Here is a 13,276-nt window from a genome sequence, read left to right as displayed (position 1 = left end):
GGCATGAGACGAATCGCCATCAACGGCTTCGGCCGAATCGGCCGTGCCCTGTTCCGTCTGTCCCTCGAACCCGATGCTGATTTCGAGGTCGTGGCCATCAACGATCTCACCGATACGACGACCCTGGCTCATCTGCTCTCCCACGACTCCGTGTGGCCGCGCTTCGACCATGACGTCGACGCCGCCGACGAGGCGATCATCGTCGACGGACGAGAGATCGCGGTGACCAGCCAAGCCGACCCGTCCGTCATCGACTGGAGTTCGCACAAGGTCGAACTCGTCGTCGAATCCACCGGACGCTTCACCCGGCAGGATCAGGCCGAGGCCCACCTCGGCGGCACGGTGCAGACCGTCGTGCTCTCCGCCCCCGGAAAGGACGTCGACGCGACCCTCGTCATGGGGGTGAACGAGGATACGTTCGACCCGTCCGCGCACTCCGTCGTCTCGAATGCCTCGTGCACGACGAACTGCATGGCCACCGTCGTCAAGGCGCTCGACGATGCCCTCGGCGTCGAATCCGGGCTGCTCAACACCGTTCACGCCTACACCGGCGACCAGATGCTCGTCGACGGACCCCACCGGGATCTGCGTCGCGCTCGCGCCGCCGCCGTCAACATCGTGCCGACCACGACCGGAGCCGCACGCACCGTCGGTCGTGTCATGCCCCACCTCGAGGGCAAGCTCGACGGACTGGCCGTTCGCGTGCCGGTGCCCGCCGGATCGATCATCGACTTCACCTTCACCACCTCCAAGAGCGCCGACCGCGACGAGGTCAAGGCGATCCTCGCCTCCGCCGCGGACGGATCGCCCTACCTCGACTACTCCACCGACGAACTCGTCTCCAGCGACATCGTCGGCACCACCGCCTCGGCGATCGTCGATTCCAAGCTCACGATGGTGCTGGGCGACCAGATCAAGGTCGTGGCCTGGTACGACAACGAGTGGGGATACACGAACCGACTCAAAGACATGGTCAGCTACATTCTCAGCGAAAGGGACTCATGAGGACATTCGACGATGCGGGCATCTTCGCCGGACACACGGTGCTCGTCCGCAGCGATCTCAACGTGCCGATGGACGACGGCACCATCACCGACCGCGGTCGCATCCTGGCCTCGGCCGGAACCATCAGGTCCCTCGCCGAGGCGGGAGCCAAGGTCATCGTGATGTCGCATCTGGGCCGGCCGAAGGGAGAACCGGACCCGCAGTTCTCGCTGGCCCCGATCGTCCCCGAACTCGCCGAAGCCATCGGCCGTCCGGTCGCCTTCGCCGCCGACACCGTCGGTGACGATGCGCAGACGAAGGCTGCAGCCCTGACCGACGGCGACGTGCTGCTGCTGGAGAACCTGCGCTTCAACCCCGGCGAGACGGCGAAGGACGATGCCGAGCGCCAGGAGTTCGCCACCCAGCTGGCAGCACTGGCCGATGACTTCGTCTCCGACGGATTCGGCGTCGTCCACCGCAAGCAGGCCTCGGTCTACGACATCGCAGGCCTCCTTCCGCACTATGCCGGCTCACTCGTGCGTGCCGAAGTAGAAGTCAGCGACAGGCTGCTGAACAACCCCGAATCGCCATTCACCGTCGTTCTCGGCGGTTCCAAGGTCTCGGACAAACTCGGCGTCATCGACAACCTCATCGACCGTGCCGACAATCTGCTCATCGGCGGCGGAATGGTCTTCACTTTCCTTGCCGCACTCGGCCACGACATCGGCTCGAGCCTCGTCGAGAAAGACCGCATCGACGACGTCAAGGGCTACCTCGAACGCTCCCGATCCGGTGGCGCACGCATCGTCCTGCCCACGGACATCGTCATGGCCGCCTCCTTCGCCGCCGACGCAGAGCACTGGGTCCGGCCCGTCGCCGAACTCGAAGACACCCCGGCCGGAGGCAACGGACTCGGCCTCGACATCGGACCCGAATCGGCTCGTGCCTATGCCGAGATCATCGCGGACTCGACCACCGTGTTCTGGAACGGGCCGATGGGAGTCTTCGAGTTCCCCGCCTTCGCCGCCGGCACCAAAGCCGTAGCCCAAGCCCTGACCGGTGACGCCGGCGGTCAGGGGCGTAGACTGACCGTGGTCGGCGGCGGAGATTCCGCTGCCGCCGTGAGCAGCCTCGGCTTCGCCGATGACGCCTTCGGACACATCTCCACCGGCGGCGGTGCCAGCCTCGAATATCTCGAAGGCAAGACGCTGCCCGGACTCGACGCACTCGGATGAGGAAGACAGACACCATGAGCGACCGCACCCTGCTGCTGGCAGGCAACTGGAAGATGAACCACGATCATCTGGAGGCGATCTCCGCTGTCCAGAAGCTCGCCTGGGCACTCGAGGACGCCAAACTCGACGACAGCCGCTGCGAAGTCGTCGTCATTCCGCCGTTCACCGACATCCGTTCGGTGCAGACACTCGTCCAGGGCGACAAGCTGTGGTTGAAGTACGGTGCCCAGGACGTCTCCCAGCACACTCCCGGAGCGCATACCGGAGAGATCGCCGCATCGTTCCTCTCCCGGCTCGGCTGCAGCTACGTGGTCATCGGCCACAGCGAACGCCGTGCCGACAATCATGAGACCAACGAGGTCGTGGCCGCGAAGATCAAGGCCGCGCTGTCGGCTGAACTCACTCCGATCCTCTGCGTGGGGGAGTCGCTGGAGCAGCGACAGGAGAAGAGCCACGTCGAGTTCACCCTCGGACAGCTCGAGGAGTCGCTGGCCGGATTCGACGCCGCCGACCTCTCCGGCCTCGTCATCGCCTACGAACCCGTGTGGGCGATCGGCACCGGCGAGACAGCCACGGCCGCCGATGCCGCCGAGATGGCATCGGCCATCCGCGCACGCATCGGTGAGAAGTACGGCGACGCTCTTGCCCAGACCACCCGCATTCTCTACGGCGGGTCGGTCAAGGCCGACAACGTCGCCGAGATCGTCGCCTCCGCGGACGTCGACGGCGCACTGGTCGGAGGTGCGAGCCTCAGCGGCCCGGACTTCGCCGCTTTGTGCAAGGCCGCGGTCGCGAAGTAGACTGACAGACGCATCATTCGACGAAACACTCGACGAAACATAGGTTGAATCCGACGTGGAAATCCTCAACATCATTCTCATCGCGCTGCTCGTGCTCACGAGCATCTTCCTCACCCTGCTGATCCTCATGCACAAGGGCAAGGGCGGTGGCATGTCCGACATGTTCGGCGGCGGAATGTCCTCGTCGCTGGGATCCTCGGGCGTCGCCGAGCGCAACCTCAACCGGTTCACGACGCTCATGGCGATCATCTGGGCGGCCTGCATCATCCTGCTGGGCGTCCTCACCCGGTTCAACTCCTGAGTCATCGCGACCCGCTGATGCCGAGACCGTGAGACACCGTCCGCCCCGGGTGGACGAATGAGAAGGACCCCGACCGATCCGGTCGGGGTCCTTCTCACTCGTGCTCTGTCCGTCGTGCCGGCGGATCGGTGCCGTTTCCGGCAGATCAGTCGTGGCCGAAGTGGTGGCGCGGGCTGATCGACCCGATTGCCTCCCGCAGCTGTTCGAGCCCACGAGCACGATCAAGCAGGTGCAGGCGCAGCACGGGCCGGCCCTTCTCGCTCAGCACCGCCGCATCTCCGGCGGCCTGGGCACGCTGCAGCTGAGCGAAGCCGAAGTTGCGTCCCGGCACCAGCAGGTCCGTGCGCTCTTCACCGGTGATCTGGAGGAACACTCCGTTCGGATGACCGCCCTTGTGGTACTGACCGGTCGAATGCAGGTAGCGGGGGCCGAAGCCGAAGGTCGTCTGCACTCCGGCATGTGTGGACACGAGCGGACGCAGGTCCTCAGCTTCGGCATCGGCGATCCGATCGAGGTAGGCCTGGATACCGACATATCCGTACTCGTCGACCTGCGAGAACAGCTCCTCCAGGGCCCCGACGAGATCCGTGGCCTCATCGATGACCTCGAGAACGTCGATGTCTCTCTCACGGAACCGCGCCTGCCCCGTCGAACCGGAGTCCGGTCCGTCGAGCAGGTGCCTGGCCTGTGCCTTTGCTGCCTCCACATCGGGCTGGTCGAAGGGGTTGACCCCGATACTGTATCCGGCGATGGCCGTGGCGTATTCCCAGAACAGGAACAGTTCGCCCAATCCACCCGTGATCGTCGCTTCGAATCCGGACGGTGCACCCAGCTCAGAGTCATCGGCTGCCGGCCCGAGCAGGCACAGGAGGGCGTCGGCACGTGCATCGGAGAACCCGATGTCGGCGGGGGAGTCGACGACGACGGGAAGGATGCCCTGACCGTCCTTGCCGAGGGACTCGGCGATCAGCTGCTCGACCCATGCACCGAGTCCGCTGAGCTTCTCAGCGGTCTCGGCGAGGACGAGCTTCTCCGTCGTCCGGGCGTGGGCGATGCTCAGCCACGCACCGAACCGCAGCGCAGGATTGTCCAGACCGTCGGCAGACAGGTCGGAGGCGGCCGCGGCGGCCTCTGCGACGATTCCGCGCACATCGGCGCCCGCCAGACCCGCGGGGACGAGTCCGAAGGCCGAGAGCGCGCTGAAGCGTCCGCCGACCGTGGGGTCGACGAGGAAGGTCGCAAGGAAGCCCTGATCGGCGGCCAACGCCTCGAGTTCGGTTCCCGGATCGGTGATCGCGATCGTCCGGGACGCCGGATCGACGCCGATCGACTCGAAGGCCGCGGCGAAGCTGCGGCGGATCGAATCCGTCTCCACCGTGGTTCCAGACTTCGACGCGATGATGAAGACCGTGTGTTCGAGGTCGGTGCCGATCGCCTCGGCGACCTGATGGGGATCCGTCGAATCGATGATCTCGAGTCGGACACCAGCCGTCTGAGCCATCACCTCGGGAGCGAGCGATGACCCGCCCATTCCGGCCAAGCTGATCGTGCGCAGACCCTGCTCCTGCAGGCGCGCCCGCAGGGATTCGATCTCATCGAGCAGATCTGCGGCATTCTGCGGCAGGTCCACCCAGCCCATCCGGTCCGCGGCATCGGCGGCCCCGTCGAACAGTTCCGCATCCTTGGCGCTCAGCCGGGAAGCCAGGCCCGCGTCGATGAGACGCGCGGCCTCTGCCTCGAACTCCTCATCGACGGGAACAGAGAGTGACAGTTTCATGAGCGGTCCAGAGCCGTACGGATCGTTTCCTGGAGTTCGGTCCAACTGACGTCGAACTTCTCCAGCCCCTGCTCTTCGAGCACGGTCATGACTTCGGCGTAGTCGATGCCCAGTCGTGCCAGAGCATCGAAGACCTCGTCGGCGGCACGGTATTGCTCGGACGTGATCTGGCCGGTGACCTCACCGTGATCGGCGAACGCCTCCAGGGTGGGCTCGGGCATCGTGTTCACGGTGTTCGGCGCGACGAGCCCGGTCACGTACATCGTGTCGGCGTAGTCGGGGTTCTTCACTCCGGTCGAAGCCCACAGCAGACGCTGCGGACGTGCCCCGGCGAGTTCGAGGACTCGGAAGCGTTCGGAAGTGAACAGCTGCGAATGGATCTCGTGGGCGAGCACGCAGTTCGCGATGCCCGCCTTGCCCTTGAGCTCTACGGCCTTCGGGTCGTCGATGGAGTCGAGACGGGAATCGATCTCCGAGTCTACTCGGGAGACGAACACCGAGGCCACCGACCGAATCGTCGAGAGGTCATGGCCGGCGGCGCGGGCCTTCTCCAGCCCCTGGAGGAAGGCCTCGACGACGTGGCGGTAGCGGGTCAGGGAGAACACGAGCGTGACGTTGACGCTGATCCCGGCTGCGATCGTTTCGGAGATCGAGCGGAGTCCCTCCTCGGTGGCCGGGATCTTGATCATCGCATTCGGTTCGCCGACGCGGTCCCACAGGGCCTTCGCCGAGGCGACGGTCCCTTGCGCATCATGAGCCAGCGGGGGAGCGACCTCGATCGACACGCGACCGTCCTCGCCGTCCGTGGACTCGAAGACCGGACGGAACAGGCGGGCCGCCTCGGCGACATCCGCGGTGGTCAGCGCCTCGATGGCCTCATCCACATCGGCGCCGGAGGCACCGAGCTCGGCGACCGCAGCGTCGTAGTCGTCGGCAGCCGAGATCGCGTTCGCGAAGATCGTCGGATTCGTCGTCACACCCGTGACGGAGGATTCCGCGATGAGGCGGGCGAGATCCCCGGATTCGAGTCGGGTGCGGGAGAGGTCGTCGAGCCAGATCGAGACTCCGGCCGCGCTGAGCTGCTGGAGACGTTCACTCATGCTTCCGCCTTTGCTGCGTTGATGGATTCCTGGGCTGCGTCGACGACGGCCGAGGCCGTGATGCCGAACTTCTCGTACAGGGTCTGGTAGTCCGCGGATGCACCGAAGTGTTCGATGGACACGGCACGACCGGCATCGCCGAGGTACTTGTGCCAGCTCATCGCCGAGGCGGCTTCGATGCTCACCCGTGCCTTGAGCGAACGCGGCAGCACGGTGGCCCGGTAGTCCTCCGGCTGAGCGTCGAACCATTCCTGGCACGGCATGGAGATGACGCGAGCGGCTGTGCCCGATGCCTGCAGAGCCTCGGCGGCCTCGAGGGCGATGGCGACCTCGGAACCGCTGGCGATGATGGCCACCTCGGGTTCGTCACCGGTATCGGTGAGCACATAGCCGCCACGTGCGGCCTCGGAGGCGGGGGCGTACTTCTCACGGTCGAGGACCGGCACGGCCTGTCGGGTCAGCACGAGTCCGCTGGGGCCGTCGGTGCGTTCGAGGATCTTCCGCCACGCGACCGCGGTCTCGTTCGCATCGGCCGGTCGGACGAGGTCGAGGCCGGGGATCGCCCGCAGCGCGGAGAGGTGCTCGATCGGCTGGTGGGTCGGTCCGTCCTCGCCGAGGCCGATCGAATCGTGGGTCCACACGAACAGGTTCGGCAGTTGCTGGAGGGCAGCCAGGCGCACTGCCGGACGCTGGTAGTCGCTGAAGACGAGGAACGTGCCGTTGTACGGGCGGGTTCCGCCGTGCAGGGCGATGCCGTTGCCGATGAGACCGGCGGAGAACTCGCGGACGCCGAAGTGGATATTGCGTCCGTACTCGTGGCCGGAGAACGCACCCGTGGACCGGTGAGCGGGCAGGAAGCTCGGCTCACCCTTGATCAGAGTGTTGTTCGAACCCGCGAGGTCGGCGGAACCGCCCCAGAGTTCGGGCATGGTCTCGGCGATCGCATTGAGAACCTGACCGGACGCCGCGCGAGTCGCGATGCCCTTCTCGCTGGCTTCGAAGACCGGGAAGGCCGCATCGAGGCCGGCGGGCAGTTCGCGCTTGGACAGACGTTCGAAGAGAGCGGCGTTGTCCGGGTTCGCGGTGCGCCATTCCGCGAAGGACTTGTCCCATTCGAGGTGGGCGGCACGACCGCGGTCCAGGGCCTGACGAGTGTGGGCGAGAACCTCGTCATCGACGGCGAAGGTCGACTCCGGGTCGAAGCCGAGGACCTCCTTGGTCGCACGGATCTCGTCCTCGCCGAGGGCCGCACCGTGGGACCCGCCGGTGTTCTGCGCGTTCGGGGCGGGCCAGGCGATGATCGTGGACAGACGGATGAACGAGGGGCGGGAATCCGCGCGAGCGGCCTCGACGGCGGCGTGGAAGGCTTCGATGTCCTCGTGGTAGTCACCGCCGGCGGTGAAGTCGACGTGCTGGACGTGCCAACCGTAGGCGGCGTACCGGGCGGCCGTGTCCTCGCCGAAGGCGATCGCGGTGTCGTCTTCGATGGAGATCTTGTTGTCGTCCCAGATCACCAGCAGGTTCGACAGCTCCTGTGTCCCGGCCAGCGATGACGCCTCACCCGACACTCCTTCTTCGAGGTCACCGTCGGAGGCGAGCACGACGATGTTGTGGTCGAACGGTGAGGTGCCGGGAGCCGCCTCGGGGTCGAAGAGTCCGCGTTCACGGCGAGCGGCCATGGCCATGCCCACGGCCGAGGCCAGTCCGGAGCCCAGGGGACCGGTGGTGATCTCGACGCCGGCGGTGTGGCCGACCTCCGGGTGACCCGGGGTCAGCGAACCCCATGTGCGCAGCGCCTTGAGATCGTCGAGCTCGAGCCCGAACCCTGCCAGGTAGAGCTGGACGTACTGGGTGAGCGAACTGTGACCGCAGGAGAGGACGAAACGATCACGGCCGACCCAAGTCGGGTCGGCCGGGTCGTGAGTGAGTCCGTGCTGATACAGGTAATGGGCGATGGGGGCCAGGCTCATTGCGGTGCCCGGGTGCCCGTTCCCTGTCTTCTGCACCGCATCCGCGGCGAGGAGGCGGGCAGTGTCGACTGCGCGATTGTCGAGTTCAGTCCAGGACAGAGTTGTCATGTCGTCGAGCGATCCTTCGTTCGTCTGAAGAGCGTGCATTCAAACTCTACCCGTCGGATGCCTGAAGCGCCGCCCCTGTTCACCTGCCGTGCCGACGAGGAGCAAGACATTTAGGCTACCGACGGGTAAAGTGTGGTCTCGCGCACAGCTGTGATTCGACATTCAACAACTGCAGCGCGCCGAAGAGACTGACCAGAGGCCGGTGCTGATAGGAGAGGTGACAGGGTGGGCAAAGGTGCTGAACCCGTGATCGATGCCGCTGTCGCAGACAGTGGAGACCAGCGATCCGTTCGGCTGGCGGGCAGACGCCCGGACCTCGCCGAGGTGGCCGAACAGACAAGAGGTCTCCGTCGGCGGATCTCCCGGATCGGCACCGCGTGCCCGGTGCTCTTCGCCGTGATGACCGTCGCCGTGTCGTCGGCGATCGCCCAGCCGTTGCGCGGCAGCGTCGACATCGGGGAGCTCGGTCTGTGGACGCTGGGCACGCTCCTCCTGCTCACACCCTTCGCGGCAGCGCTGACCGTGATGCTCAATGCACGGCGCGGCGGTCTGGTGTGGACGACGGCCCTCGTCTATTCCGTCATCGCCGGAATCATCGGACTGTGCGTCGATGTGAATCTCCTCGGCACGGATCCGCAGTCGGCCTCGCTGAGCTTCATCTCAGTGCTCATCGTCCAGGTCGTCGTGCTTGCTCCGGTGTGTGCGGCGGTGGCGTTCCTCGTCCGCATCGTCAGTGACTCGACTCGCCTGCGCGCGACTGGCAAAAACTTCGACAACAGGTAGAATCTAGGGCGTGAGCAAACTTCGTCAGAACCGGGAAGAGCAGAGTGAACGACCTCTGCAGAGGGCCATCGACGAGCAGAGTCTCGCTACCCGACCGCGTTCGATCATCAGCGCCTATATCGCGCTGACCAAGCCGCGGGTCATCGAGCTCCTCCTCGTCACGACCGCGCCCGTGATGTTCCTGGCCGCTCAGGGAATGCCGAACATCTGGCTGGTCATCAACACCCTCATCGGCGGAGCCGCCGCTGCGGCCTCGGCCTCGGTCTTCAACTGCTATGTCGACCGTGACATCGACGCGAAGATGGAGCGGACGAAGGACCGTCCCCTCGTCACCGGTGAGATCAGCCCCCGTTCTGCACTGATCTTCGCCTTCGTGCTCGGCATCGGTTCGATCTTCTGGCTCGGCGGATTCACGAACTGGGTCACGGCGGGACTCACCGCCTCGGCGATCCTGCTCTACGCAGTCTTCTACACCCTTGTCCTCAAGCGCCGCACTTCACAGAACATCGTCTGGGGCGGCGCCGCAGGCTGCATGCCCGTGCTCATCGGCTGGTCGGCCGTGACCGGGGGGATCGCGTGGGAGCCCGTGCTGCTCTTCCTCGTCGTCTTCTTCTGGACCCCGCCGCACTACTGGCCGCTGGCGATCAAGTACAAGGCCGACTACGACGCCGCCGACGTGCCCATGCTGCCGTCGAAGGTTCCGCCGACATCCGTCGGCCGTCAGATGATCCTCTACACCTGGGCGATGATCGCCTGCTCACTCGCGCTCATTCCCGTCGCTCCGATGGGCCCGGTCTACACGATCGTGGCCGTGGGCGCCGGAGTCTGGTTCCTGTGGTCCTGCTACTCGCTGGTCTCCCGTGCCAAGCAGGGCAAGGACGGCACCTCGCTCAAGGCGATGAAGGTCTTCCACGGTTCGATCACGTACCTGTCGCTGCTCTTCCTGGCAGTGGCCATCGACCCGTTCGTGCCCACCCTGATCCCCGGGATCTGGTGACTCGCCGAAGAACCCGCTGATCCATTCGGCCCAGTTTGGGCTGGATAGCACACGTTTGAAACAGTGCTATCCAACTCAAACTGTGCCGTTGTGCGTCTGTGCCCTGCGCTTCGGGCCGGAACTCAGATCCTCAGCCGGCGTTGACGAGGTCGTCGATGACGATCTTCTTCATCTGCATGAGCGCCTGAGTCTGTGCCGGACCGGTCATCAGCTCGCCGAGGTTCGCCGGAACGATCTGCCAGCTGACTCCGAACCGGTCTTTGAGCCAGCCGCACTGTTCGTGCTCGGGGGAGGCCGAGAGGTGTGACCAGTAATGGTCGATCTCGGCTTGGTCCGCGCATTCGACGGTCAGCGAGATCGCCTCGTTGAATGTGAACACCGGTCCGCCGTCGAGGCAGATGAACTCTGTGCCGTCGAGGACGAACCGGCCGGTCAGGACCTTCCCGCTCATCCCCTTGAAGTGTTCGTCGAGGGATTCGTCGGGATAGCGTTCGATGGACAGGACGCGCGAATTGGGGAAGACAGAGCAGTAGAACTCCATGGCCTCCTCGGCGCAGTCAGGAAACCACAGACATGGAACGATCGGTATTGACATCGGTGCTCCTCGGGTACGCGCTGTCGAGGACGGCAACGCTTGCCGCAATCGTAGCCGAGAGGCCGATCATGTGTAAGGCCACGAGCAGTTCGGGAACACCGAGGAAGTACTGGACGTAGCCGATGATTCCCTGGGCGACCTCGACGACGAGGAGCACGGTCAGCGGGGCGACCATCGCCGTCTGCGCCTTCTTCCGGGCGACGACGAGCGCGGAGATCGTGGCGATGACGAGCAGCCACACCGGCGCGGCATGCAGACGGGTGACCCAGATGTTGTCGAGGTTGTTGCGGGTCGAGATCGTCGAGCCCGAATGGGGCCCGGCCCCCGTGGTCAGCACGCCGAAGACGACGATGATCGCGGTGAGGCCGAGGATGATCCAGCCCAAGGTCGGCAGCGGAGCCGGGGCCTTGGTCCCCAGCCGCACTCCCGTGTCATAGGTGCGGCGGACGAAGTAGGCGGCGACCCCGACCGCGACGGCTGAGGGCACGAAGTGTCCGGCGACGACCCAGGGGTTGAGCTTCGTCCACACGGTGATTCCGCCGACGACGGCCTGGACGGGCACGATGGCCAGCAGCCCGATGTTGAGCCAGAAGAGATCCGGGCGCTGTTTCCGGCTCTTCCACAGCAGAAGGGCAATGCACACGCCGAGGATCGCCAGCGCCACAGCCAGCAGGCGGTTGCCGAACTCGATGGCGCCGTGGATGCCCATCTCGCTGGTGGCCACGAGCGAATCCGGGGTGCACTTCGGCCAGTCCGAACAGCCGAGCCCCGAGCCGGTGAGCCGGACGATTCCGCCGGTCAGGATGATTCCTGCCTGGGCGATGAGCATGGCCCAAGCGGCGATGCGGATCTTCTTCGTGACCACTTCACTCCTCATTCGAAACGGAACCACCTGCGTGCCGCAAGCGTTCCCACAAGCCCCCATATCAGGAGCACGATGATTGCCTTGATGTCTGTGCCGCCGTGTCCGATGGCGGATCGCATGGCGTCGCCGAGCGCACCGGAGGGCAGGTAGCCCACAACCGTTCCCCATTCTCCCGGATGCGCGATGACGAGGCCACCGACGCCTGCCATGAGCACCCAGAGGAGGTTCGTCACCGCCAGAGTCGCCTCGGCGCGCACCGTGCCGGCCATGAGCAGACCGAGCGAGAGCAGCGCTGCGGTGCCGAACAGTGTGGCCAGGATGAGTCCGAGGACGTCGACGGTGCCCCGGAAGCCGAGAATCGCCGCCGCGGCGAAGACGAGCGCGTACTGGAGGGCAACGACGACGATGACGGCGCCGAGTTTGCCGAGGATGAGTCCGTTCGTCCCCAGCGGAGTCGTCGCCAGCTGCCGCAGCACTCCGTAGCGGCGATCGAAGGCGGTTGCGATCGCCTGCCCGGTGAAGGCGCTGGAGGCCAGGCTCAGGCTCAGCGCCCCGGGGACGGCGATCGACAGCGAATCGGCACCGGTATCGATGACCCCGAGTCCGGTGAGCAGGGGAGTCTTGGCGAGGAAGACGAGCAGACCCAGCGGGAAGATGATCGAGAGCAGCAGCTGTTCGCCGTTGCGCAGAACGGACAGGGTCTCGAACTTCGCCTGCGAGACGATGCGGGTCGATGTCATCGCAACGGCCTCCCGGTCAGTTCGAAGAATACATCGGACAGGGACTGCCTCTGCATGCCGATGTCCGTGATCTGCAGGCCCGCCTCGGCGACGGCAGTGCACGCAGCCGCGATCTGGCTCGCAGTCGGTGCTCCGTCGAGGGAGATCAGTGAGCCCTGCGCCGAGGCGGGACCGAGCTCGGTGAGTCGATCGACGAGAGCGGCGGGGACGGCGGAGTCGAGGCGTATCGTCAGCGACCGTGACCCGGCGGAGGCGCTGCGCAGCTCCTCGGGTGCTCCCTGCGCGATGATCCGTCCGCGATCGATGACGACGACCTCGTCGGAGAGCTCCTCGGCCTCGGCGAGGTCGTGGGTGGTGAGGACGACGGCGACTCCGCGGTCGGCGAGATCGCGGATGAAGCTGTGCACGACTTCGCGAGCCTGCGGATCGAGACCGGCGCAGGGCTCGTCGAGGAAGACGAGGCGCGGCCGTCCGATGAGGGCCGCTGCCAACGCCACTCGCTGCTTCTGTCCTCCGGAGAGCCTGCGCATCGTGCGTCCGGCGAAGTCGTGGAGGCCGAGGGGATCGGCGAGTTCGTCGACCGGTACGGGATTCTCATAGAGGGTGGAGAGGTGCCGCAGCACCTGCAGGGGCTTCGAGCTCATCGGCAGGCCGCCGTCCTGGAGCATGACCCCGGCCAGCTGCGACGTCGTCGCGTGTTCGGTGACGGGGTCGTGTCCGAAGATCTCCACCGTGCCCGAGTCGGGACGGCGGGTGCCCACGGCCAGAGAGATGGTCGTGGATTTTCCAGCGCCGTTGGGTCCGAGCACGCCGAGGACGGATCCGGACTCGGCCGTGAGGTCGATTCCGTCGACGACACGGTGGGTGCCGTAGGAGTACTGGAGACCGCGAATGGTCAGGGCCGGAGATGACACCAGGCTATTCTACGACGCGTCGAAACCGGTGTCGAAACCGCAGGTGTCCGCGCGCGATGCGGGCGGGGGTTAGGCTCACCTAGTTTTACGAAACAAATTACGCAACA

The 13,276-nt window shown here is 65.7% G+C and carries 13 protein-coding genes; 6 read left to right on the top strand and 7 right to left on the bottom strand.

All coding sequences use genetic code 11. The features are described 5' to 3' along the window. Window positions 1-3 precede the first annotated feature (3 nt). From gap to secG, 4 genes are read left to right on the top strand one after another with little or no spacing between them, the layout of a single operon-like run. Complete coding sequence (gene gap, locus ACSBQT_RS04510; protein ID WP_435001005.1) at window positions 4-1,005, top strand: type I glyceraldehyde-3-phosphate dehydrogenase; 1,002 nt, start codon at window positions 4-6, stop codon at window positions 1,003-1,005. Then, window positions 1,002-2,219, top strand: a complete 1,218-nt coding sequence (locus ACSBQT_RS04505) for a phosphoglycerate kinase (protein ID WP_435001004.1) — start codon at window positions 1,002-1,004, stop codon at window positions 2,217-2,219. The genes gap and ACSBQT_RS04505 overlap by 4 nt, the downstream gene beginning before the upstream one ends. 14 nt (window positions 2,220-2,233) lie before the next feature. Next, complete coding sequence (gene tpiA, locus ACSBQT_RS04500; RefSeq protein WP_410711386.1) at window positions 2,234-3,019, top strand: triose-phosphate isomerase; 786 nt, start codon at window positions 2,234-2,236, stop codon at window positions 3,017-3,019. Between the two features lie 55 nt (window positions 3,020-3,074). Then, window positions 3,075-3,320, top strand: coding sequence for a preprotein translocase subunit SecG (gene secG, locus ACSBQT_RS04495; RefSeq protein ID WP_101544300.1), 246 nt, complete (start codon window positions 3,075-3,077; stop codon window positions 3,318-3,320). Window positions 3,321-3,465: 145 nt separating this feature from the next. Here the strand turns inward: secG and ACSBQT_RS04490 are convergent, their stop codons facing one another. Genes ACSBQT_RS04490 through tkt form a run of 3 tightly spaced genes read right to left on the bottom strand, consistent with a single transcriptional unit; the run spans window position 3,466 to window position 8,275 of the window. Beyond that, on the bottom strand, window positions 3,466-5,097 hold the full coding sequence (locus tag ACSBQT_RS04490; RefSeq protein ID WP_435001003.1) for a glucose-6-phosphate isomerase: 1,632 nt from the start codon (window positions 5,095-5,097) through the stop codon (window positions 3,466-3,468). Continuing rightward, window positions 5,094-6,197, bottom strand: coding sequence for a transaldolase (tal, locus tag ACSBQT_RS04485; RefSeq protein WP_435001001.1), 1,104 nt, complete (start codon window positions 6,195-6,197; stop codon window positions 5,094-5,096). The genes ACSBQT_RS04490 and tal overlap by 4 nt, the downstream gene beginning before the upstream one ends. Beyond that, the gene (gene tkt, locus ACSBQT_RS04480) at window positions 6,194-8,275 is read right to left on the bottom strand and encodes a transketolase (RefSeq protein WP_435001000.1); all 2,082 of its coding nucleotides are present in this window, start codon (window positions 8,273-8,275) and stop codon (window positions 6,194-6,196) included. The genes tal and tkt overlap by 4 nt, the downstream gene beginning before the upstream one ends. Before the next feature lie 246 nt (window positions 8,276-8,521). On the opposite strand from tkt, the gene ACSBQT_RS04475 reads away from it, so the two are divergent. Together ACSBQT_RS04475 and ACSBQT_RS04470 are read left to right on the top strand one after the other, a co-directional pair. Next, window positions 8,522-9,058: a hypothetical protein gene (locus ACSBQT_RS04475; RefSeq protein WP_410711383.1), complete on the top strand. Its 537-nt coding sequence runs from the start codon at window positions 8,522-8,524 to the stop codon at window positions 9,056-9,058. A gap of 10 nt (window positions 9,059-9,068) precedes the next feature. Then, window positions 9,069-10,055, top strand: coding sequence for a heme o synthase (locus ACSBQT_RS04470; protein ID WP_410711382.1), 987 nt, complete (start codon window positions 9,069-9,071; stop codon window positions 10,053-10,055). Between the two features lie 130 nt (window positions 10,056-10,185). Here the strand turns inward: ACSBQT_RS04470 and ACSBQT_RS04465 are convergent, their stop codons facing one another. From ACSBQT_RS04465 to ACSBQT_RS04450, 4 genes are read right to left on the bottom strand one after another with little or no spacing between them, the layout of a single operon-like run. Next, window positions 10,186-10,596 carry a VOC family protein gene (locus ACSBQT_RS04465; protein ID WP_435000998.1) on the bottom strand — a complete coding sequence of 137 codons (411 nt, stop codon included), beginning with the start codon at window positions 10,594-10,596 and terminating at the stop codon, window positions 10,186-10,188. Window positions 10,597-10,612: 16 nt separating this feature from the next. Then, window positions 10,613-11,515: a COX15/CtaA family protein gene (locus tag ACSBQT_RS04460; protein WP_435000997.1), complete on the bottom strand. Its 903-nt coding sequence runs from the start codon at window positions 11,513-11,515 to the stop codon at window positions 10,613-10,615. Window positions 11,516-11,523: 8 nt separating this feature from the next. Beyond that, window positions 11,524-12,255, bottom strand: coding sequence for an ABC transporter permease (locus ACSBQT_RS04455; RefSeq protein ID WP_435000996.1), 732 nt, complete (start codon window positions 12,253-12,255; stop codon window positions 11,524-11,526). After that, entirely contained in the window at window positions 12,252-13,169 is a 918-nt protein-coding gene (locus tag ACSBQT_RS04450; RefSeq protein ID WP_410711378.1) for an ABC transporter ATP-binding protein, read from the bottom strand. The genes ACSBQT_RS04455 and ACSBQT_RS04450 overlap by 4 nt, the downstream gene beginning before the upstream one ends. Window positions 13,170-13,276 lie beyond the last annotated feature (107 nt).

Origin of the sequence: Brevibacterium sp. H602 (assembly GCF_051172395.1) — a bacterium.
Classification (GTDB): domain Bacteria; phylum Actinomycetota; class Actinomycetes; order Actinomycetales; family Brevibacteriaceae; genus Brevibacterium.
Note: the sequence above shows the minus strand (reverse complement) of the source record. Positions and strands in the feature narration are given on the sequence as shown.